A 23,691-nucleotide genomic window follows, 5' to 3' on the forward strand; every position below is an offset into this window, starting at 1 on the left:
TTATTAATCGTTAAGGTCGAGGTTTGTCATAAATTCAGCCATTATTGGCTCCGCTTGATATTGCTGACATCTATTAAGGGCATTTTCTCGCATCGCCGCTTTATTAACATTGCTTGAAAAAAACTGCTCTATTTGCTCAACCATTTGCTGCTTATCTTCAACCAAAAATCCATTAATTCCATCTTCAATAATATCTTTGGGGCCTTTTGTATTGTATGCAATCACTGGCATGCCTTGGGTAAATGCTTCTAAAACAACATTTCCAAACGTATCAAAACGTGATGGGAACACTTTTAAATCAAGCCCTGCATAAGCAGCTGCCATTGTTTGCTTATCCACCCACCCAAGGAAATTTGCCTCTGGCATTTGAGCCTTTAATTCGTCTTCATCTGGCCCAGACCCGGCTATCACAAAGCGAATATCTGGCAGCCTTTTTTTCAGTTCTTGATAAATAAACGGCAAATCGAATATGCCCTTTTCTTTGCTTAAGCGGCTGGCAAAAAGCAGCACCGGTGTTTCACTGTTGGCATCGTTAAACAGCTCTTCTTTTCTCAATGGCGTGACTTGAATATCATCAAATTTCCCGACGTGATGTGCAGTTAAGTGCACCCGACTTTCTTCTAATTGCATATGGTGTCCAGTGAGCCATGACTGATGCTCCGTGTTAAGCACAAAAACGCCTTCAAATTGCTTATAAAAGAAGCGAAGTGCACGCCTAACTCTATCTAATTCATGTTGCGTTAGGTCTGTGGTATTTTTAATAAACTCGACCCAGTCAGTGTGCATAAAAAAGAATGCCGGCACATTGAACATATGCTTAAGTACCAGTGCAACAATCGCCATAGGACCTTCGGTTGAACAAATAATTCGATCATAACCCCCTTCATAAAACACCTTCGCCACTTCAAGAAAATCAGGCACTCTAAGTTCTTGCTCACCAAACTTCCCAACACTAAACGTTGTTATTGGCTCAACAACATATAAATGTGCCTCTTCCTCAATGTCAGCACTACAAACAAGGAAATCTATTGGCAAGTCTGACTGCTGAATTTCCTTAAGTTTGGCTGACAGTGAATTAGAAACACCGTTTTTATCTCTGAGCGTATCGGTTAAATAAAGCGCACGTTTAGGGTGTTGGTTACACCCTAAACGCTCTGAGAAGTCATTAAGGAATGATCTGTTTTGGTATAACAACCGTGTACTAGCAAATGTTGCACTAAAGAGAACCATACTCACCAACATAGGAAACGATAGATGGTCTAATAGCTCACCAATATTAATATTGCTGATGGAATCTTGCTGGGGTTTGTCTTTATAAAACAGCGCCGTTAACTGGCTGGGAATTTCAAACTTACTGGTCAAATCCGCTGTAGAAAAGCGGTTTAACTGCTTACCCGAGCCAACCGATGACGTCTTTAGCCTCTGTACAATTAGTAAACTTAGTTTTTTATAGAGTACCTGAACAGATGTATTAACTGTATTAACAAAAACATCCGGTGGCCCAACCTTACTATCAGCAATGCGCTCTAGGTGCTCTATGCAAAATTTATAATCTTTTTTTACCTTCCAAGTCAGTAGTTTACTCGGCTTTTTCCCTTGGAGCGCCTTATGAATAAATTTAAAAAAATTCTGAGAATTCTTGCTCTTTTTAAGCTCCAATAACAAGTTAGCAATAATAAAGCAGGCTACTTTATCTGATGTTTCTCCTCGGTGAAAAAACAGCCTGAGTAAGCCTGGGTCTTCTATTTTAACGGCGGCTTGTGCAAAGTAGTCCAACAAGGCGATATTCAGTTTTTGATTTTCTTCTACATAACCAAATGGCACGACACGCCCTTCAATCAACGCTTCTAGGGCTAACGCAGAGGGTTTTTCTTTTTTCAAGCGCTCAGCTAAGTCTGGCACATAGAGGTACGATCCACATTCGCCTGCAAACACACCCATATGATCATCCGAGCCACCCGTTAATACCTTGGGTTTGTCAGGATCAACAGCATAATCACTTGGCGTTAAACCGTGCTTTTCAGCATACAAATTGATTTTTTCAGGCGTTAACGTTTTTACCCAATTTAAGGTTAAAACACTTTGCCATAAATCTCGTTGACCATTGAGCACTTCATAGCGCTGAAATATGACCGCTAATTTCTCGAATAAAGCCTGATCGATATTGTTATCACGTGTATACAAATAAAGCGGGTGAGGCAATATAACGGGTATATTTTGAGCAGCTGCGAATTTTAAAAATTGGTAAATATTTTCGCGTGTTTTATTAAGGTGTTTTTCTTGCTCTGCATTAAAACCATACGCTAACACATGAACAAATAAATTATATTCAGGAAAATAGCAGGTGAATTCAGTACCTACCAGCACATCCTTCCCTTCAGCAATTAACTCCCAACATGACCGAGCATTATTATGATTGGTTATCGTCACAACGTCGCAGTCATTTTTATGTAAACATTTAACCAAGTTATCCGTCTTAAGCCATGTTTCTGGTAAGCCAAGGATTCTTCCCCAAAGTTCATCGGGCACATCACTATTGTGATCATGGCAGTGAAAATCAATCTTCAGACAGTTTTCGTAATCCAAGCCTTCTTGTGCTGTACTCAGGTACTCTCCAAACTCATCTTTTAATGACTGGCGAAAATCACTAATAACCGCATTCGATGTAAAGTCAATCATCGCTTCGCCTCTTGCACTAACCTTTTTGCTGATACCGATTTCACCATATCCTTCAACATCCGCCTTTTTATCCATTTATTCGTTAATGCCGAATGCTGCCACCACCAGCCATCTTTTTTCATCTTTAGGCCAGCCGATACGAAGTGTTTAATCACCTCAGCGAATTCCTCATCAGTAAAGTTATGGCTCATAATCAGCCTGCCTGTTCCAATCCAGCTAAGCAGGATGCCTTCCTCCCTGAGGTAATACTGGTACATCCAGTTATAGCGACTCGGTTGGGTATATAAAACAGTGAGAATAGAGCTGAGGTTGACCATTTTGACTGGCACATTCGCTTCCTTTAATGCTTGGTTCATCTGCTGCACTCTATCGTTCCAGACCTGCTCTAGCACTTGATATGAGCGTTGAATCTCTTCTGTTTGCAGTGCTTGTAAAAAAGCATCCATACTGGTCATAACGTACGGGTGTGAGTTAAACGTGCCACGCGCAAAAGACACATTCGCCGGCCGATCTTCTTTAAAACGCTGCATTAAATGATGCCTGCCACATAAAACACCCACCGGTAAACCGCCACCTACGGTCTTACCATAAGTAACCAAATCGGCCTGCACAGCAAAAAAACCTTGCGCGCCTTTATGAGAGAGCCTAAACCCGGTAAATACCTCATCAAAAATTAATACAATGGAGCGCTCTTTACACACTTGCTGAAGTTTTTGTAACCACTCGCTATACGCTGTCTTATCAAAGGCCGCCGCTCTTTCGCTATTAACCAACATAGCGTCACTTGAGGCATCTGAATTTGGATGCAGCCCTTGCAACGGATTAACCAACACACAGGCAATGTCACGTCGTGTTCGTAAAATACTCAACGTACGTTCACTCATATCACGTAATGTATAAACATCATTAGTTTTACGTTGGTTGCCAATGCCTGGCTGAACCCCATCCCACCAGCCATGATAAGCACCACAGAATCTAACTAAATATCGCTTACCGGTATGATAACGAGCCAAGCGTACCGCTTGCATAACTGCTTCTGTACCAGACATATGAAACGACACCTCATCAAGACCAGATATTCGCTTCAATTCTTCAACATTATTTTTAATTATTGGGTGATAAGGCCCCAAGACAGGGCCCAGGTTTTGTGCGTTTTCGAACCCTTTTTTCAAGCAAGACTTATAAAAATCGTAGCCAAAAACATTCACCCCATAGGAACCGCTCAGGTCAACTCCACAGCGACCATCGAGATCCTTCAGCATAACACCTGAGGACTCAGTGACAATTGAGGCTGGTTTTATATGCTCACCAAGGTAGTTACGGTACGGATAGGGAACTCGATATAAATTAGTAAAGCGTACATCCGATACACTGTCTTCTAAGCTGGCATAAAACCCGGTAGATTTTGGCGAGTGGCAGGCTAAGCTTTCACTTAGCTGCTTAAAACCCTTTTTTCGTTGATTAACGACAGCTATTGGAGCTTCATCGCTACTAAAGAATGCCTCTTCATCGTAAGAAAAATAAGGAACCCATTTAGCAATTCGCCTAGCCCATTTTGAATGTCCTCGGACAGAGGGATGCTTAGCCCTAGAAAGCTTCAGTCGTGTTGAGACTTTTATTAAAAAGAAAAAGGATAATAGAGCAAGCGCAGTATAGAAGACATCAGTGTCAGGCATATGAGTAGTTATTCGCAATAAAATATATCGCAAACATTAACACTCAAAAATGACAGCCATGTTTCAGTTAGCTGACAAGCTTCTTACCGAATAACTAATTGCAGATAACTGCTTGCAGGTATTTCCTAAGCTAAGTCCCATGGCACCGACAGACGACCATCTTTAAACATCGCTTGCATATCTTTTTTAAGCATTTTCCCCGTCAACCCTTTTGGCAACTCGTCTACTAGTACGATATGTTTGGGCACTTCAAACTTTGCCATTCTTGCTTTACTAAATGCAACCATTTCATCGCAATCAAACGCAGCTTTATCTTTGGCAATAATTAACGCGACCACCGCCTCATCCCATTCAGGGTGTGGCACACCAATAACACCTACTTCAGCAACATTAGGATGTTCATCTAAAACATTTTCAACCATGCTTGGAAAAACATTAGCCGAGCCAGTAATAATAAGGTTATTTTTACGATCCGTTAGGTAAAGAAAGCCCTCATCGTCTAGATAGCCTAAATCATTAGTTCTGAGCCAACCCTTGTTAAGCACTTCTTTGGTTTGCTCCTCTAAATCCAAGTAACCACTCATTAAGGTATCAGATTTTAACCAAATTTCACCGCTAGTATTTGGCTCTAAAGCGGCGCCATTATCATCACGAATTTCTATATCAAAATGTAATGCTGGCCGACCACATGAACGAAGAAGATGGTCCTCACCATTTAGACCTCTTTCAGTATCTTCTGGTCTCATAAAACAAATCCAACCACCTGTGGTTTCGGTAACACCATACATTTGCATTAAATCACAGTTGAAGGTCTCAGCAGCTTTACGGATTAACTGTGGCGTTGTTGGTGATGAACCATAGGTTATTAGTCGCACGGATGGGATTTTAATGTCCGTTTCTTCCATGATTTGAATCATCCGGCGCATCATCAATGGCACCATAATGGTTACCGTTACTTTCCGCTTATTAATATGTTCAAAGTATTGATCAACATCAAAGTCACCCTCTGGAAGCACTGATGTCATTCCATTAACTGTATTCATTGTTATGAGTACAAAGGTAATCCAAGCCGATGACGTGGGTGCATACCATACATCATCTGGCGTGAGCCCCATGTTTAACACCGTATTTATCATCGCGTCTTTAAGCGCATGCTGGGATAAAAGCACGCCTTTTGGCGAACCTGTGGTACCCGATGTATAACTGATGGCTGCCAAGTCATCGTTTTCAAGTACGGGCAGGTCAACCTTACCATCACTTTTTGCCAACAACTCTTGATAGTCATAAGGCAGGTTGTGATCTCCACCATAACCAATCAATAAAACACCTTCGGATATCAATTGCTCGGCAACATTGCCCATCAATGGCACACAGTTAGCTTGTACTAATACTACTTTCGCTTTTGAGTTCTGGATGACATACAACATTTCTTTAGGAGAATAGCGCCAGTTAACACCAACCCGTGGCGCACCTAATTTTAAGCAGGCATGAAAAGCCTCATAAATTTCAATGTGCTCGTGAGATAAAATAGCGACCACATCGCCCTTACCAATATTTTTTGTTTGTAAGGCTTTTGCAAACCGACACGCCCGCTCGTTCAGCGTAGCCCAATCGATAGACCTTTCTCCTTCATAAAAAGCTATTCTTTTTGGCATCGCTTTCGCCGCACGAACCAGGTAATCTCTAACTAATGTTGTCAATTAATGCTCCTCTCCATCTAATTTAAAATAAAGCAACTCGTTTTTTTTATCTATTTTTTTAAAGTGTGCTCTCACCGCTGTACCAACTTGATATGGCTGCCCATCACTCGCTACTATATGGCCCATAACTCGTGGACCTTCAGTTAATTCAACTAAGGCCACTGTATAAGGTATTTTGTCATCGTAATAGGGGTGAAAACTACGGTGAAAAACCACGTAACTATATATAACCCCTGTGCCCTTAGCCTCAAACCATTCGAGTTCATTGCCACCACACTCATCACACACTTTTTGTGCAGGTGGTAGACTGGTTTGGCAGGACGAACAATGCTGAATAAGTAACTTATGTTGCTGCATTGCCTCATAATAAGGTTTTGCAATATCAACTACCGTTGGCCAAATAATATCTTCTTTTGGATATTCCATCGTGCCTCCTATCGCCCCATAACTAACGCCGCATGGAACTGCATCCGTCCACCATAGCCAGTGACTAACATATTATTGAGTGTATTTAATTGGCGACCTTCTGCACGGTTATGTAATTGCATGACAGCTTCTGAGACCGCTGTCGCGCCTTGCATATAATAGCCAGATAGATGCCCCCCGCCAGTATTAACGGGTAATTGCCCACCCGGACCGATACCTTCTTCTGCAATAAATTGTGCCGCCTTTCCTGGTTCACAAAAACCGTACATTTCTAAATTTATTAACGTGGAAATACTAAACGCATCATAAAATTCACAGGCATCAATATCATCTACCGTGACACATGCCATCTTAAACGCTGTTTGTGCAGCCATTTTTGCACCCGTTTCTATTTCGGGCTGATAACCACGGCGATTGGTATTACCTTTATGACCTTGCCCCATTCCATAGATATAAGCGGGGTATTCTTTGGCCGCTTTTGCGGTTTCTACATCACTGACCACCACAGCAATTGCCCCATTGACAGGGTAAGCACAATCCAGCATCCGTAGTGGTTCAACGAGCCACGGTGATGCATGATGATCTGCCATCGTCATCGGTTTTTTTATTTTAGCTAGCGGATTAAGCCTTGCCCATTCTCGGTTTGCAATTGCTACTGCTGCAAGGTCATCGGTTGTTCTGTTGTATACCGCTAAATATCGTTGGGCAGCCATTGCATACGCGGCTATCGCGCTGTAAAAACCATTTGCGACCTCGGTTCCCAATTTACCCATCATCGGCATTGCGATTGCAAAGGATTCTGCGGCAGAAGCACCTGGTTGCAAAGGGGTGTCTGCAAACACACACACCACTTTTTTAGCCAAGCCAGATTGAATCGCCATCGTTGCTTGCTGTAGTGTCTGGATCATTGAGCTACCCTCTGCTTCAACAACATTCAGCAAACTTAAATCCCTAAGACCAGCATAATCCTGAAGGTCCATCGGCATTGCCGATAAATCTTCAATTGGGCTTTTATTAATCAGCAATCCATCAATATCGTGATGCTTTAAGCCTGCATCGCTAATCGCCATACCAATTGCTTCAACGGCTAACTCCCATGAAGCCACCGTGTAATCGCGACGCAACTCAGTCATCCCAATGCCGGTAACGGCTGATAAAGGCTTCCTGCTCATCAGTCTAAATTAAGAAAGACAGTGTTGGTATAGGTTCAAGCCCATTCACTAAATTAACTTTCTTTAAGTGTATTTGAAAGCTATCTCCTTTTCGGCTAAGGATATATGTATACCGACCAGACCATATCCTAAAACTATGTACCGATTGAATAGAATATTCTGGTAAATAGAAATTTGCCTCTACCCTAAACTTGTCATCATTGTCGTTAAAGAACTCGTAATTTGAGATGACACGACGCATACCGGAAATAGGTACTTGGCTAAATCGGTTACCGGTATTGAGTTGCTTAACCCTTGTTGTTAGCCTCGAATAATTATCGTATAAATGTGATGCCTTTTTCGCTGGATCGTCACCATCTTTGCGCGGCACCCAATAAACGGCGTCCTCTGCCCATAATTCATACCATGCCTGGTATTGTCCCTCATCAGCATACTTCGCCTCTTGAATAATAAAGGCTTCAAGCTCCCTGGTTACCTCAAATGCCACCTGCTTCCCCATGCTACTTTTCTCCCAACATTACTGAGCGATAGTGGTGCCAAAAACCTCTGTTTGACGTTTCATCACTCATTCGCGACTCCTTAACACCATCATCTCTTACCGTTTCTCGATCCAGCCCCCTACTTAGATCACACCAAGGTGTACCGGCTTGAAGCGCCTTTTGCGCGCGTTCAGCTATCGTTGCGTCATCTGCCAATAAAAAAGCAGCAGGGCCTAATGCGCCTTCGCTTTGTCTCAGTAACTTAAAGTTCAACTCTGGCACCCCCTTTAAAAACATCGGCGTGCTCCATTGCACACAAGAGTTAACACTGGTCGGCTGGAAAATAACTATATTCATTTCTGCTAAAAATAAATTAGGGAAAATACAAGCATGTGGCGGCCCATCAAACAACCGCTTGTTGCCTTCTTCTTCGCCATATGCCGCGTGCATTTTTTCAACATATGATTTGGACTTTTCAACCGTTGAGCCCAGCCAATCAAGTGTATTGACATAGCCTGCGGCAAAATCAATTTCCGTGTGGCCATTGCCCCAGTCTCTGATCACCCCTTGGTTGGTGTCTTCTCCGCCCACAAATTCGTTATATTGAGAAGGAATAACTTGAACAAATGATTGATGAACATAGTTTACATGGTAACCATCCGTATCATTCTCGGGCAGCATTTTCCAGTTTGCATCAAACTTTTGACGCACCCAACCACCTGTTAAATCCACCTCACCTTCTGGAGACAGGTTACAGGCCCGATCTATCAGCTGCTTACCATTTCCCAAGTAATCATCAAAACTTATCGTTGGTTCGTTAAAGCTTGCAAAAACAAACCCCCGATAACTATCTGTAATTAATGTCTGTAACCCATGGTCTTTTTTCTCTTTAGTAAAGCCATCAGGATAAGGTACGTCTAACAAGTCACCATTTAAGCCAAAAACCCAACCATGGTATAGGCAAGAAAAATTGCGTTTATTGCCTTCCATTTCATTACATAAGTTATTGCCTCGATGCGCACAGCGATTCACCATTACATTCACTGTAGAATCTTTATCCCTGACCATGATCAATGCTGAGCGGCCTATATCCCTTGCAATAAAGTCGCCTACCTCCTTAACTTCACTTTCATGCCCGACATAAAACCAGCTATTTTGAAAAATCTTTTCCATTTCATCAGCATAGATATCTTCTGATGTATATAAAGACCCATGAACCTTGTCCGATTGAATCAGGTGATTGTAATCTATGTTATTTACCATATTGCTCTCCTATGTATGCCTTTGCACTGAAAAAGGCCTTTATTCCTTTCTTAATTTGTCGCTCTACTTCTCTGCTATAACCGCTCTATCAAGAAAACGCTCGGGCAAGGTATTAGGCAATGCATAAGGCACGATATCTGCTGTGTCATAAAACTCTTCAATAATTGGATGCATGATTTTTCTCCATAAAGGAGGAAACATCGTTACAAATAAGATATTTAGGTAACCTAATGGTAAACGTGGTGCCTTATCCATCACCCTTAATATCTGATAAGGCCGCCCTACATTCGCGTGATGGTCTGAATGCCGATCAATTTGGCACATAAAAAAGCTACTAATAATCATACTGTCATCCCAAGCATGTTCTGCCCTTACTTTTTCATAGCTACCGTCTTCAAGCTGTTTACGCATCAAACCATAGTGTTCTGCAAAGTCTGCTGTGGCTAATAGCAGCCTTGGGAAAAGATATTGCATAATAAATAACGGCAATGAAATCCAGCCAAAAAGATAAACAAGTAGTGAAAACCATGCGATTTGTGCCATGGTTATTTTTATCATTTTATTATCTAAACTTATCCAACTTGACCCCTTTCGGCCAAGGCGTTCCGCTTCTACTTTCCATGCAGTAATTGACTTTAATACTGTACTTCTAAGTGCAAACCTCCAAAAATTTTCACCATATGGGGACGTTGCAGGATCTAGTGGGGTCGCTACATGAATATGATGATGGAAATTATGATAAACATAGAAATCAGCCATACTAATTGGCGTCATCAAGGCTTGACCCATAAAACGGTCAAACTGATTCCCATGATGACAGAGCTCATGCCCTGGAGTTGCACCTGTTGCCGTAACAAAGGCCAAGGAAAGGGCTAAGAAAACCATTTCTGCTGTGCTAAGTGGGTAATAGCTTACACCTAACACGGTGAACATTTCCATCGGCGTATTTGTTATCAATGAATAACAAAACAAAGTAATTAGAAACTGTATCGGGACATAAATCCAAAGCATAAAGCGAAAAAAAGAACTTTCCTCTAATTCTTTTTCCATCTCTTCTGGTGCATTAATAGGATCATCTCCTACAATTGGGTCAAGTATCATACAGATACCAAATACAGCAAGGGTTAACAAATACCAATACCCCCCACCTAAAAAATGAGCAATAACAGGTGTTGTAGAAAACAACAATATAGGGATTGTGGTATAGCGAGCGACTATACTAACTTTTCTTTTAATACTATCTGGGGCATTCATTTTGGGAAACATGTTCTCTCCTGGATCTCATTAATTTGCATTTATTTATACAATTGATTATAACCAGTTAAACAAACTGAACGCTAGTTAGAAATAATCATTTTTTAATGTAACAATTTTTCTTTAAACAACTTATTGCTCTTAAACTAGCGTTGTTAACTATCTTTAGAAACACTATAACTCCAAACTTTTAGAAATAAGGAATGCTATGCAAACATCAAACATCCAAACCGGTTCTTTTAATACGTTTTTAAATGAAGCAGGAACCGATAAGGACACCAGTATTTTATTGCTACATGGTTCTGGCCCTGGTGCTAACGCCATGTCAAACTGGCAATATGCACTGCCTTTTCTAGCTGAGAACTACCATTGCCTTGCACCAGATATTGCAGGTTTTGGCCTTAGCCAACATAACTGCCCACCCAATGGAACCAGCCACTGGATTGATATTTGGGTGCAGCAACAAATAGATTTATTAGATGCTAAAGGGATTGAGCAAACACATATTGTCGGCAATTCCATGGGCGGTGGCGTTACCCTTCATTTACTGAACAGGCACCCTGAACGCTTTAAAAAAGCAGTTCTTATGGGTCCAGTAGGTGCTCCATTTGCCCCTACCGAAGGCCTCACTAAAGGGTGGGAGTTTTATAAAGACCCTTCCAAAGAGGCTTTAGAATACTTAATTACTAAATTTCTTTTTGACCCGAGTTTACTTGGCAATGATATCGCTAGCATTGCTGCTCAACGCTTCGATAACGTTATGAAAGATGAAGTACGCCTTCAGTTTGAAGCCATGTTTAGCGGTGGTACAAAAAAAGGTATTGATGCGTTTGTTTTATCAGACGACGAGTTAAATAATATTTCCCACCAAATGCTGGTCACCCATGCCCGAGAAGATTTTTTTATTCCTCTGAATAATGCATATCATTTAATAGATAGAATCCCTAATGCGCAGTTGCATGTCTTTGACCATTGCGGCCACTGGATTCAAATTGAAAAGAAAAAAGCATTTAATAATTTAACTAAACTATTCTTCGACGGCATGTTTGATGACTAACCCCCACTCTCATAACATCAATTAAACACACGTTTAATTAAACAATAAAGCCCAGACTTTCATCTGGGCTTTATTGTTTTAGAATTCATACCTCTTCATTTTATTCAATACTTAAAAGCCCATCATCTCTCGATACCCTTGCCACATTGAACGAATCATTCCTTCCGTGACTAGATGCTTTGCTCCTTCAGGCTCTTTACCATCCATCTCTATCACGCTAGTGTATTCCCCATCCCGAACTATCGCTTTTTGACATAGCTCTGTTGATTCACCATCTTCCATTGAGATAAGTCCAGCAGGTCCAATAAGGTTAGATTGCTTTAAACGAATATTTCTAAGCTCTTCAGTGTCGTCTTTATAACCAAAGTAAGTCCAGACTAACTCAAATTCATCCTTACCTTTCGGTAAGATCTGACGAAAAGCGAGGGTATTTTGAATTTGCTGCAGCACTAACGAAGGAAACATCGATAATATATCCAAGCTATGTCCGTCTTCAAACTCCTGCTGGCCTGCTAGTAAAGACTCATCTGCTAATGCATAATTTCCTTGCTGCATCGTTCTAAGGTTCTCTTTCTTAACATCGTCCAGAGCACTTTTCTTTTCCTCTGAACTCTTAACCCAAATTAAGCAGTGAACTTTATTATTAACGATTGATTCACCTTGTTGAGACGATCGATACAGCCCAAAAGTTGCATGAAAGAGATGCAATAAACTTGCATGATAAGGGTCTTTGGTGTTTTCAGCGTAGAACTTCCAGTTCCCTTTAATATACTGCCGAGTTGTACCGAGTATTTCTATCGGCTTATTTAAGAGTCGACGCATATGGTAGCTAACATCATCGCCCATATATTCTTCAATATCCGGCGTATCATCACTAAAGGTACCAAAAATCGCACCATGGTAATTAACCACACGGACCTTACGTAGACCGTGCTTTTTCTTATCAAAGTCTTTTGGCATGCCACCTTTGCCAGCGAGTCCACGCTGGAAGGGGACCCCATGAAGGTCACCCTTCGCATCATAAGCCCACTGGTGATATACGCAGGTGTATGCGCCATCTTCAGACTTACCGTGACGCTCTCGACAAATCTCAGCGCCACGGTGAGCACAACGGTTAACCCAAGCATAGATTTCATCATCTTGCCCACGGGTAACCACAACAGGGGTATCACCAATATAGGTTGATTTGAAGCTACCTTTTTCTGGCAACTCTGCATCAGCGGCTAAAAAATTCCACGTTGGGCCATTATAAATTTTCTCCTGCTCAAGGTCGTAAACTTCTTGATTATTAAACACCCAATAAGGCACCGCCGTACAACCTGCATCTGCAGGCCACTTTAAACGATCAAGCATACTTCTCATAAGAATACTCCTTTATTAAGCTATTGAAGAATAAGGCTTTAGAACCTTCTGCCGCTAGCATTTTTAGTTACTTTCTTGCACCGTTCCTTCTCTGTCTTTAAGCGGATAAATGAAACTTGCCAGCGCCGGAATAAGAATAATAGCGCCCAACATATTCACGAAGAACATATACGCTAACAAGATACCCATATCTGCCTGAAACTTAAGATCTGAGAAGTACCAAGTTGCCACACCAATCGTCATCGTCACTGATGTAAAGACAACTCCTGTTCCCACCTCTTTTAACGATTCATAATACGATTTCTGTAACGACTCTCCCATTGTCATGTGAGCCCTCATCCGTGCGAACAAATAGATGCCGTAATCAACCCCTACGCCAACACCCATTGCTAATACAGGCAAGGTAGATACTTTCAAACCTATCCCTAAATAAACCATGACAACGTTTGCTAAATAAGCAACTAGAGCCAAGGGTACAACAATACATATTGTTGCCCTAATAGACATAAATGTTACAAAGCAGAAAATACCCACTGCCGCAAACAAAATAAGTTCTATTCGAGCTTGCGCTTTAGCCACAATTTCATTTGTTGCCGCCATGATGCCTGCATTACCCATCGCAGGTACAAAGTCGACATGCTCATTTGTATTGAGCTCTCTGAAATTTTTGACTGCATCCATTACACGGTCTAATGTTTGCGCTCGATGGTCTGTAAGATAAATTGTTACCGGCATAATCGTACAATCATTTGAAAATAATGCCTGAGACATCTCTACTCTGTAGATATTAGCCGATATCATTTTCTCATTCCGTGGGATACCCAAAAACTTAGGGTTCGCTTCGTAGTTACCAATATTACGCTCACGAATCACTTGAGACAGAGCCTTAACAGACTGCACGCCTTCAACATTTTGCATCTGCCAAACAAAGTCATCGATCGTTTGCATAATACTGAAATTAACACACGAACCTTTTTGATCGGCTTTTGCTAAGATCACCAATTCATCCAAGCCGACAGAAAAATTTTCCTGTATCGCATTAGCATCCAAATTATATTGAGAATCTGGCCAGAACTCAGGTGCACCTGCTTCAACATCGCCGACAATCAATTGATCTTGAACTGATAAAGTGTAAACACTCAGGCCAAAGGCAAACACCAATACAATTGTTGCATACCGTCTATCTGTTAACTTTGAGAGCATTGCCCAAAAAGAATGGTCAGCGCCTTTAATACTTCCTTCAGCCCTTTTTAATTCCTTATCAGTCAATTTAATATACGACAATAAAATAGGCAGCATGATTTTATTGGTTAACAGCATCACCGCTACCCCAATACTAGCGATTATTCCAAGCTCTCTAATGATAGGAATATCAATCAAGACAATAACGCCAAAACCTACTGCATCTGAAACTAGTGCTGTAGCACCCGGTATAAATAACTTATAAAAAGCATGACGTGCCGCACCGACCGAATCTTCGCCATTAACAACGCCAATCCGCCAAACATTGGTCATTTGAATTGCATGACTAACGCCGATAGCTAGAATTAAAAACGGAACCAGTATTGACATAGGGTCAACACCGTAACCTAATATTTTGACCAACCCCAGCTGCCAACTGACAGAAATCAATGCTGTCGCAATCACTGCCAGCGCCAGTTTCATTGAGCCTGCAAAAAAGTGTAGCAAAATAAAGGTAATGATTAATGTAATAACAAAAAAGCTAATTACGCCTTCTGCACCATCAATCACATCGCCTATGAATGGCGCAAAACCAATAATATGAATAGCGGTTTCTTCTGTTTCATAAGTCGCTCTGATTTTGTCTAATTTTTCAGCAAACAACTCATAGTCAATTTTTTCCTTTGTAATCGGATCAACTTCGACCAAATCGGCAATCACCAAAGCGCCCGATAGATCCTTCGCAACTGTTTTACCTATTTCAGAAGACTTAAAAAGATTACTTTTAACCTCTTCAATACGTTCAGGTGTTGCAATAAAGTCGGCGGCTACGATTCTTGAGCCCGTAAACCCTTCTTCACTAACAGCGACATAGTTAACGTTTGGAGTAAACAATGAGGTTACGGTCCGCGCGTCAATACCATCCATCACTAAGACTTCAGACGTGATGCCTTCCAACACGGTAAAAAACTCGGGCGTAAACATCTCACCATCTTTATTCTCTACAAAAATGGTAATACGGTTTGCGCCACCAAATTCATCACGGTAATTTGTGAAGGTTTTCATGTACGGGTGTGACAAGGGGATAGCCTTATCAAACCCTGGAGACAACTGTTGATTGAACCCTTGATAGGATAAAAATACTGTTACCAATAGACCAAGAGTTAAGAATAATAAACGATGCTTCAATAAAGCATCTGCCATAAAATCAGAAATATTATGCACTAAGGTTGATTCATGTTTAATACTCATTATTTACCACCCCTGTCTGATTTTGTTAATTCACTGATTGACATTTTTTCAATACCGCCCGACATTGATGATAAATAAACATTCTCACCGTGAATAGTTAGCGCGGTGTAGTCGGCCCGGCTCTTACTTTCTACTGTATTCACCAATTCACCTTGGTCATTAATCACCAAAATAATCCCACCACGTCCAACGACTAAAAGATTTTTAGCATCATCTGTTATCGCTGAGCCCAATAAAAACTGATCTGTTTTACTATTAATTTTTTTCCATTCTAAAGTCTCAGAATCAAGCAAATATAAGTTGCCACTCATGCCAAAAACCACAAAATCCTTTGCTAATTTATTAACACCAAAAAACGAGCCTTCATAAGGAGAAGGCACAACTTGCCAATTCGAAAATTTATCTTTTGAATAAAAAATTCCACCACGTTCAGAAACAACCAGCGATGTATCCGTAATTTGTTCGATGGCAAAGAGATGATTTTGATACCATTCTTCTACGGATAATAACGTCAATTTCCACGTTTCTCCCGCATCTTCGGTTATCCATAGCTCTCCATCTGTGCCTAATACATAACCCTGCTGAGGACTGACAAAGTTTACCGACATATAAAACCGTTCTTCTTCCGGTTTATAACGCTTTATAACCCAAGTTTCTCCGCCATCTGTTGTTTGCAAAATAGTCGATTCATGGCCAACAATCCAACCAGTTGTTTTTGAGGAAAATGATATCCCCGTTAACGTGACATCTACTGGCGACTTAATTTGTTTCCAAGATTTTCCGCTATCAGTCGAACTTAAAATAATGCCTCTTTCTCCGACGGCAAAAACTTTATCTTCATTAACATCTAAATCAAGGAAAATTGCTTTCGTTGATAATGGCATCTCCAATGCTGGTCTAGCAAGGGTTTCCGCCAACGCAGAACCACTCATCAACAGCATTAGACATAAAATAATTCTTAACATCATAATTATTACCTATAAAATTCAAAAAAAGACCGAAGCTAAACTGTCTAGCCTCGGTCTTAATCTAATCATTTAAAACAACGCTGCGCTTCTTATCTCCGGCCAAACTTTCTTAAGCCTTGCGGTGTAAAAATGTCAATGTTGAAGCCAATATCTTCTTCTTTTGATACCACTTTCTGACCACCAAAGCCCATTTCTTTACCTGCTTGGTACTGCCAGTATGGGAAGGTTGTGTATCGGCCATTAATCAAGTCCACTTGCATATCGCCTAATGGACCTGCGACATTTGGTCCAGGAATGAAGGCATTGTATTGCTCACCCACACGCCATAAACGATCTTTCGCATCATATGCTTCAAATGCGACACCTAACCAAGTATCTTCATCAAAATAAGCGGTATGACGTTTATAAAGATGACGCTGCCCTTCTTTTAATGTCGAGTCAAGAACCCATACACGGTGCAACTCATATCGAACAACTTCTGGGTTGATATGCTCTTCTCCAAAAATTTCATCAAAAGGCAAGTCTTTATTACCTAGTTTGTAATTGTTGTATGCAACATATATTTCCTTTCTAACAGGTTTAGCATAATCAAAGCGGGTATGTTTACCACCAAAATAGTGCATCCAACGACTGGCTACTGTTCGCTGACCATCTGACGCAAATGATGGGCTATCATGGAAACCAATTTCCGGTGCTTTACGAACACGGCGTTGTCCTGGAACATATAAATAAGTTTGAAAATCAAAATCATTTACATAGTTACAGCCACCAAATACTAAGCCTGATGAACGCGGTGGTTTTTCAACCTGCCAAGAGTCACACAACATAGCGATGCCATCACGGTTGTACCATTTAACACTTCTGATTTCTGAATCTGCTGAAAACCAATAAGGAGAAATCGTCCGCTGCCGAATAATCACGTCGGTACGGTTTCCATTTGAATCGATTAAAGCACCATTAATCATTCGGTCATTTGCAAGCCCTTTGAAAGAAAAAAAGTGGTTATATGCTGCTTCTGCACCTGATTTAGGAATCGGAAACGGGATACCGCCACCAGCAATATTGTTCTTTAAGCAAACTTTTGATTCCGTTGCATATTCATCACACATTTCAACATTTTTTGCTTGCGCCATGGTTGCATCGTATACCCATTTATCGTACGCACCTGTACGGTGAGTAGGGTATACGTGCATTTTATAGCTGTCAGGATATTGCTTAAATAAACCAATTTGGCCAGCCGTTAATTTATCCATGTGCTCTGTGTAGTTTTGAGCGGTAATGGTAAATAATGGTTTTTCGTCTGCAAAGGGGTCTGCCAAACTATCAACAGTTCCTCCAGCAGGTATCGGCATCGGTTCACTATTCCACGCAGGAATTGTACCTTCAGCATTGCCGGCTCTCACCGCCCCCATTGGGGTTAACTCAGTATCATTAATGCCCAATTTCGCTTCTTCTTCGGCAGTTAACTTTGCCATAGCTATGCCGGGCAATAATGCCGCTGACAGCACAATGCCTATGGTTTTTTTAGTTCTTGATGTTAAAAATTTCATCCTATCTCCTTAAACTCTCTTAAACTCTCTTAAACTCTCTTAAATTATTTTAATTAACAATATTTAGAATGAGTAACTAATATTTGCTTGTATGAAATCACGATCCGTACGGCCGTTTAAGCGACTACCCGCTTGATTTAGCATGCCATTTCCGCCATCGAACATAGTCCAACTAACACCACCCGTCCATGTTCCCCCGCCGTATCCAAAGTTAGCACCAATTGTTAACGCTTTTCGGTCATCAACAAATAGGGGAACAATTTCATTGGAAACACCTTCAACATCGTATTTAAATGCGATAAAAGGAGAAACGGATGCGACATTAAACAATGCTGCTTCATAAGTAAGACTTTGCTTAATTTGGAAGCCCCAAAAGCTCTCAGTCACTTGAGGATTAAACACTGATCTAAAGGCACCACCAACAATCGGCTCATTTTTGGTTGGCAAATCATCAACCCAGCCATACGCAACTTCTAGTAAGGTGCTATTAGCATCTGCATCCATAAAGCCAACACCCCAAATACGTTGGAAGGTCATTTGCATTTGATGCCTATCAACGAAGTCATATCCAGTTACCTCGTCACCTACCGCACAAGTACCACATAGTCCTAAGCCTGCTGGAAATGGGCCTGCTGCTCCTAATCCTGATAGCACCCCACCAGTCATTTGTATCGGCGCATCTTTTCTTACGTGGTACTCACCGCCTATCGCCCAGCCAGAAATATTGGTATTAAATGACATACCAATACGCTCAATATTCTCTACGTATTCTAAAAAGAATTGACCGGTTCCGTAAAATGTTGAGATCATCGGTGTATGGTCATGAAGACTTTGGTAATACAACGCGAGCTCTGTTCCACCAAATACTTCTGGAAAGAATTTACGAATTGCCAAACCATATTGACCACCTTCAGCAAACTTATCACCCACTCTTACTAAAGAACCACCTACTAGACCGCAATCATCTAATTGATCAGGCGAAATACAGGCTCCAGAAGGCGCACCAAAAGGTAGGTTAGCTGCACCTGTGGCCACACCGCCGACAACACCATCACCTGCCGTATCAAAACCACCGCCTGCACCTACTGCATCGAGGGTAGTAAAGTATGAGCCTGCTGGATCTAATTGAACTTGGTCAAATTCAAAAAGGTAGAAAGATTCAATAGACCACTCGTCATCAATATTCCATGAAACATAAGCAGCATTTGTACCAATAAATGCATCCTTAAGTGCAAGCCCAGGCTGTCTTAGTTTGTTTACGTCAACAGTATTAATATCATTAATTGAGCCTTGAATAAAGGTATTCTCACCCCAGCTAATAACCTGCTTACCAACCCTTATGTTAACTTGATCATTATCACCAAAATAGCCATAAAACATTAAGTCAGTTAGTGACAAATCACGCGCTAATTTATCATGCGCTTGGTCAGCTAAATCTTCATTATCATACGCATAGTCATAAAAATAATTACCTCGCGCCAGCATGCCATAATCGCCATACTCTAAGCTTAATGTACTAGATCCACGGATAGAATTACTGAACACATCGCCAGCATCTTTAAAAATTCTATTACCATGCGCGCCGAAATTATCACTATCGGCATCTTCTGTACGCATTGAAATACCATACGTTACATCCGTATCAAAAGAACCTCTTAACTCACCTTTATGAAAACTAAAAGCGTGTGCTGTGCCTATTTGAGACAATAATAACGCCGAGCTTAGCGCAACACCTGCACTCGATTTTATAATCGATTTCTTCATGAAACTCCCCCTGTTTAATTTTTACTACACCTTTATATGTTGGTGTTGTAAAAAGCATACAGGCTTGAACGAGCAGCTGTTAGAAATTTTTCTCAAAAAATTGACGCTGATCAATTTTATTTTTTCTAACTACATGATTTTATTTACTCCTTATTCAACCGTTACTGATTTGGCAAGGTTACGCGGTTGGTCGACATCGGTTCCTTTAATAACCGCGACATGGTAGGCCAATAATTGCAGCGGTACCGTATAAATAATGGGAGCAACTATTTCATTGATCTCTGATACTCGAATAATTTTTAACCCCTTTACCTCTTCAAATATTGCATGTGTATCAGCAAAAACAAACAACTCGCCCCCTCTAGCCTGCACTTCTTGCAGGTTGGACTTCAGCTTTTCTAATAAATCATTGTTTGGCGCCACAGCAACAACCGGCATTTGGTCATCAACAAGTGCTAAAGGCCCATGCTTTAACTCACCTGCTGGGTAAGCTTCTGCATGGATATAAGAAATCTCTTTAAGCTTCAAGGCACCTTCCATTGCAACGGGGTATTGCTCGCCACGACCCAAAAATAATGCATGGTGTTTATTACTAAACTGCTTTGCAAACTCAATAATGTCTGGCTCAAGACGAAGTACTTCCGCCACTTGTTCTGGTAATACTTCTAATTGCCTGACGATTTCTATCTCTTTTTTATCATCAATTTTATGGTGCTTACCTAAGGCAATCACCAGCAACAGTAGGGCTGTTAATTGTGTGGTAAATGCTTTTGTTGATGCCACACCTATTTCTGGCCCTGCTTTCGTCATCAATGCCCATTCCGATTCTCTAACTAATGAACTTTCAGGAACATTACAAATCGTTAATGTATGTGCATAACCAATGTCTGAGGAGGCTTGGAGAGCAGCCAGAGTATCCGCTGTTTCTCCTGATTGTGAAATCGTAACAAACAATGTTTTCCTAATAACAATATGCGGCCTGTATCTAAACTCACTCGCCACTTCGATATGACAAGGTAGGCCAGCCACTGATTCAAACCAGTACTTTGCTACCAGCCCTGCATGAAAACTAGTTCCACAGGCCACAATTTGGACTTCTTCAATGCTTCTGAACGCCTCCTCAGCATCTTTGCCAAAACAATCTGATAATAATCGCCCATTTGCGATACGTCCTTCAAGGGTTTGTTTAAGTACCGCTGCCTGCTCAAAAATTTCTTTTTGCATGTAGTGGTCATACTCCCCTATACCAGCATCATTAACTTGTAATTTTGTTTTATTAATTTTGCGCTTAACCTGCCGGCCCTCGGCATCGTATATCGTCACACCCTTATAAGTAATGTCTGCCACATCACCATCTTCTAAATAAATAAAGTGCTCTGCTTCTCCCAACAAAGCAAAAACATCAGAGGCAATAAAATGTTCGTTATTGCCAATACCAATCACCAAGGGACTGCCTTTTCTTACTGCTATTAAATGATCATTATTACCTTTTTCAACAACGCCCAATGCATAGGCGCCCTCTAATGACTTAACCGTTTTTTGAACTGAAGCCAGCAAATCATTGGTTTTTTTATATGCATCAGACACAGCATGAACAATCACTTCTGTATCCGTGTCTGAATCAAATTGGTGGCCTGTTTCTAATTGTTGCTTACGTAATACTTCATAATTTTCAATAATGCCATTATGCACCAGTGCAACGTCACCACACATATGCGGGTGTGCATTAGTTTCTGAAGGAACACCATGCGTTGCCCAGCGGGTATGAGCAATACCGCAAAAGCCCGATAAAGGCTGAGCCTCAATTAACTCTTCAAGGTTTTTTACCTTGCCTACGGTGCGGCGCCTTTCGAGTTCATCATTATCCGTAACGATACAAACGCCCGCCGAGTCATAGCCACGGTACTCCAGCCTTTGAAGGCCTTTTACTAAAATATTTGTGATATCTCGTTGTGATACCGCTCCTACTATTCCACACATACAAGCCCTTTTAATCCTTCATCGGCTTCTTCCAGCCATTTAATGTTATTTGTTTTGCACGAGTCACTGTTAGGGCATTAGCGGGAGCATCTTTTGACAATGTTGTTCCGGCACCTAAAGTAGCCCCTTCCTCTACTGTAATAGGGGCAACTAGTTGTGTGCCAGAGCCAATAAACGCACGATCTTTAATAGTGGTTTTATGTTTATTAACTCCGTCGTAATTACATGTAATGGTACCGGCGCCGACATTGACAAATTTACCAATTTCAGCATCACCAATATAACTTAAGTGGTTTACCTTTGAGCCCTCATCAATAGTTGATTTTTTCACTTCAACAAAGTTGCCGATATGCACACCTTTCGCCAGCTCTGCACCAGGGCGAAGTCGAGCAAAGGGGCCGATTGTACTATTTTCACCGACAACACAATTTTCTAATACAGAATTAGCTTTTATGACAACACTATCAGCAATAATTGCATTTTCAATCACGCAATTTGGTCCAATATGTACATTACTACCTAAGCTAATCTCCCCTATAAATACATTATTGATATCTATATAAACGTCATTACCAGTTAACGCCAACTCACCTCGGACATCGATCCTCGACTTATCTGCAAGTGTAGCACCTAAGTTCATTAACGCTTCTGCCTTACACAGTTGATAATATCTCTCAAGTTCATTGAGTTGTATTTTTGAATTAACACCTTGTACTTCAAATTCATCTAAAGCCTGTACCGTATTAACGCTAACACCTTCAGTAACCGCCATTTCAATAATATCTGTTAAGTAATATTCTCCTTGAGCATTACTATTATTTAATTTCCCCAACCAGTTTACTAAATGCTTCCCGTGAACCGCCATAATGCCGGTATTGACCTCAGTAATTTGTAATTGAATATCAGTCGCATCTTTCTGCTCAACTATCTTACAAACCTTATTACCCTCTCTAACGATTCGCCCGTAACCCATTGGGTTTTCAAGTGTTACCGTTAATAAAGACATAGACTTAGTATCAACGTGTGTAATCAACTTATGCAGTGTAGAGCTGTTAATTAATGGCACATCACCATATAAAATTAATACAATATCGTCTTCAGCTATGTTATTTGATGCCTGCTTGACTGCATGGCCTGTTCCCAATTGTTCGGTTTGTTCAACCCAATTAATATCAAACTGCGAATGTTTCTTTTTAACCTCTTCGCCATCATGACCATAAACAACAACAACCTCACTGCTCAATGGTCTAGCTGATTCAATAACGTGCTGTAACATTGGTTTTCCACCAATTTGATGCAACACTTTTGCTTTATTCGACTTCATCCGCGTGCCTTTGCCCGCGGCTAATACGATGGTTTTTATATTCATGTTAATAATATTTCCAGATCAAGCCCTAGTTTAACAGGTATAAAAAAACCCGCCTATGGACGGGTTTTATTTTTATATCCAACGATCTATTACACAAACGGCAACTTCGCTTAGAAACTCATTTAAACCAAGCTTAACGTGTTTTCCTTAACCGGCTTATCGCCTGTAACTGCGCTGCAGCTTCAGCTAACTCTGCTTGAGCCTTAGCAAAATCGATATCAGATGTTTTATTTGCTAATACCTCTTCAGCTTGTTTCTTAGCTGCCAACGCTTTTGCTTCATCTAAGTCATCCGCTCTAACAGCAGTATCAGCAAGAACCGTCACTAGATGAGGTTGAATCTCGAGAATACCACCTGAAATAAAGAAATCCAACTCAACTTTACCAGTATTCACACGAACCTCACCCGGTTTAAGTCGAGTAACAAGTGGTGCATGCCGTGGCGCAATACCCAGTTCACCCAATTCACCCGGAGCGAAAACCATTTCAGCCAATCCAGAAAAAATGGAAGCTTCTGCACTTACAATGTCGACATGAATTGTCATGCTCATTTTAGCCCC

The 23,691-nt window shown here is 41.0% G+C and carries 17 protein-coding genes; 1 reads left to right on the forward strand and 16 read right to left on the reverse strand.

The genetic code is table 11. From position 1 onward, the window contains the following. Window positions 1–3 precede the first annotated feature (3 nt). From Q91_RS11045 to Q91_RS11080, 8 genes are all read right to left on the reverse strand, one after another. Window positions 4–2,754 carry a glycosyltransferase gene (locus Q91_RS11045; protein WP_190274370.1) on the reverse strand — a complete coding sequence of 917 codons (2,751 nt, stop codon included), beginning with the start codon at window positions 2,752–2,754 and terminating at the stop codon, window positions 4–6. Continuing rightward, a complete protein-coding gene (locus Q91_RS11050) occupies window positions 2,676–4,355 on the reverse strand; it encodes an aminotransferase class III-fold pyridoxal phosphate-dependent enzyme (RefSeq protein ID WP_015006990.1) in 1,680 nt (559 codons plus the stop codon). The genes Q91_RS11045 and Q91_RS11050 overlap by 79 nt, the downstream gene beginning before the upstream one ends. A gap of 125 nt (window positions 4,356–4,480) precedes the next feature. After that, window positions 4,481–6,055 carry a class I adenylate-forming enzyme family protein gene (locus Q91_RS11055; RefSeq protein WP_015006991.1) on the reverse strand — a complete coding sequence of 525 codons (1,575 nt, stop codon included), beginning with the start codon at window positions 6,053–6,055 and terminating at the stop codon, window positions 4,481–4,483. Beyond that, entirely contained in the window at window positions 6,056–6,481 is a 426-nt protein-coding gene (locus Q91_RS11060) for a Zn-ribbon domain-containing OB-fold protein (protein WP_015006992.1), read from the reverse strand. 8 nt (window positions 6,482–6,489) lie between these two features. Continuing rightward, window positions 6,490–7,653, reverse strand: coding sequence for a thiolase family protein (locus Q91_RS11065; protein WP_015006993.1), 1,164 nt, complete (start codon window positions 7,651–7,653; stop codon window positions 6,490–6,492). A gap of 4 nt (window positions 7,654–7,657) precedes the next feature. Further along, on the reverse strand, window positions 7,658–8,140 hold the full coding sequence (locus Q91_RS11070; RefSeq protein WP_238538333.1) for an aromatic-ring-hydroxylating dioxygenase subunit beta: 483 nt from the start codon (window positions 8,138–8,140) through the stop codon (window positions 7,658–7,660). 13 nt (window positions 8,141–8,153) lie between these two features. Beyond that, a complete protein-coding gene (locus Q91_RS11075) occupies window positions 8,154–9,395 on the reverse strand; it encodes a Rieske 2Fe-2S domain-containing protein (RefSeq protein WP_015006995.1) in 1,242 nt (413 codons plus the stop codon). Between the two features lie 63 nt (window positions 9,396–9,458). After that, a complete protein-coding gene (locus Q91_RS11080) occupies window positions 9,459–10,661 on the reverse strand; it encodes an alkane 1-monooxygenase (protein ID WP_015006996.1) in 1,203 nt (400 codons plus the stop codon). A 196-nt stretch (window positions 10,662–10,857) separates the two neighbouring features. Between Q91_RS11080 and Q91_RS11085 the strand changes: the two genes are divergently transcribed. Next, window positions 10,858–11,706, forward strand: a complete 849-nt coding sequence (locus Q91_RS11085) for an alpha/beta fold hydrolase (RefSeq protein WP_015006997.1) — start codon at window positions 10,858–10,860, stop codon at window positions 11,704–11,706. 111 nt (window positions 11,707–11,817) lie between these two features. Here the strand turns inward: Q91_RS11085 and Q91_RS11090 are convergent, their stop codons facing one another. The 8 genes from Q91_RS11090 to Q91_RS11125 all read right to left on the reverse strand — a co-directional run bounded on the left by Q91_RS11090 (window position 11,818) and on the right by Q91_RS11125 (window position 23,682). Beyond that, the gene (locus Q91_RS11090) at window positions 11,818–13,068 is read right to left on the reverse strand and encodes an aromatic ring-hydroxylating dioxygenase subunit alpha (RefSeq protein WP_015006998.1); all 1,251 of its coding nucleotides are present in this window, start codon (window positions 13,066–13,068) and stop codon (window positions 11,818–11,820) included. A 63-nt stretch (window positions 13,069–13,131) separates the two neighbouring features. Next, on the reverse strand, window positions 13,132–15,501 hold the full coding sequence (locus Q91_RS11095) for an RND family transporter (RefSeq protein WP_015006999.1): 2,370 nt from the start codon (window positions 15,499–15,501) through the stop codon (window positions 13,132–13,134). Continuing rightward, window positions 15,501–16,469 carry a YCF48-related protein gene (locus tag Q91_RS11100; RefSeq protein ID WP_015007000.1) on the reverse strand — a complete coding sequence of 323 codons (969 nt, stop codon included), beginning with the start codon at window positions 16,467–16,469 and terminating at the stop codon, window positions 15,501–15,503. Before Q91_RS11100 ends, Q91_RS11095 begins: the two co-directional genes overlap by 1 nt. An 89-nt stretch (window positions 16,470–16,558) precedes the next feature. After that, the gene (locus Q91_RS11105) at window positions 16,559–18,019 is read right to left on the reverse strand and encodes a DUF1329 domain-containing protein (protein ID WP_015007001.1); all 1,461 of its coding nucleotides are present in this window, start codon (window positions 18,017–18,019) and stop codon (window positions 16,559–16,561) included. A gap of 63 nt (window positions 18,020–18,082) precedes the next feature. Then, on the reverse strand, window positions 18,083–19,783 hold the full coding sequence (locus Q91_RS11110) for a DUF1302 domain-containing protein (protein ID WP_015007002.1): 1,701 nt from the start codon (window positions 19,781–19,783) through the stop codon (window positions 18,083–18,085). A gap of 150 nt (window positions 19,784–19,933) precedes the next feature. After that, window positions 19,934–21,763, reverse strand: a complete 1,830-nt coding sequence (glmS, locus tag Q91_RS11115; RefSeq protein ID WP_015007003.1) for a glutamine--fructose-6-phosphate transaminase (isomerizing) — start codon at window positions 21,761–21,763, stop codon at window positions 19,934–19,936. 10 nt (window positions 21,764–21,773) lie between these two features. After that, entirely contained in the window at window positions 21,774–23,132 is a 1,359-nt protein-coding gene (glmU, locus tag Q91_RS11120; RefSeq protein ID WP_015007004.1) for a bifunctional UDP-N-acetylglucosamine diphosphorylase/glucosamine-1-phosphate N-acetyltransferase GlmU, read from the reverse strand. A gap of 133 nt (window positions 23,133–23,265) precedes the next feature. Continuing rightward, complete coding sequence (locus Q91_RS11125) at window positions 23,266–23,682, reverse strand: F0F1 ATP synthase subunit epsilon (protein ID WP_015007005.1); 417 nt, start codon at window positions 23,680–23,682, stop codon at window positions 23,266–23,268. Between the last annotated feature and the right edge of the window lie 9 nt (window positions 23,683–23,691).

The organism is Cycloclasticus sp. P1 (assembly GCF_000299965.1).
Taxonomy (GTDB): Bacteria; Pseudomonadota; Gammaproteobacteria; order Methylococcales; family Cycloclasticaceae; genus Cycloclasticus; species Cycloclasticus pugetii.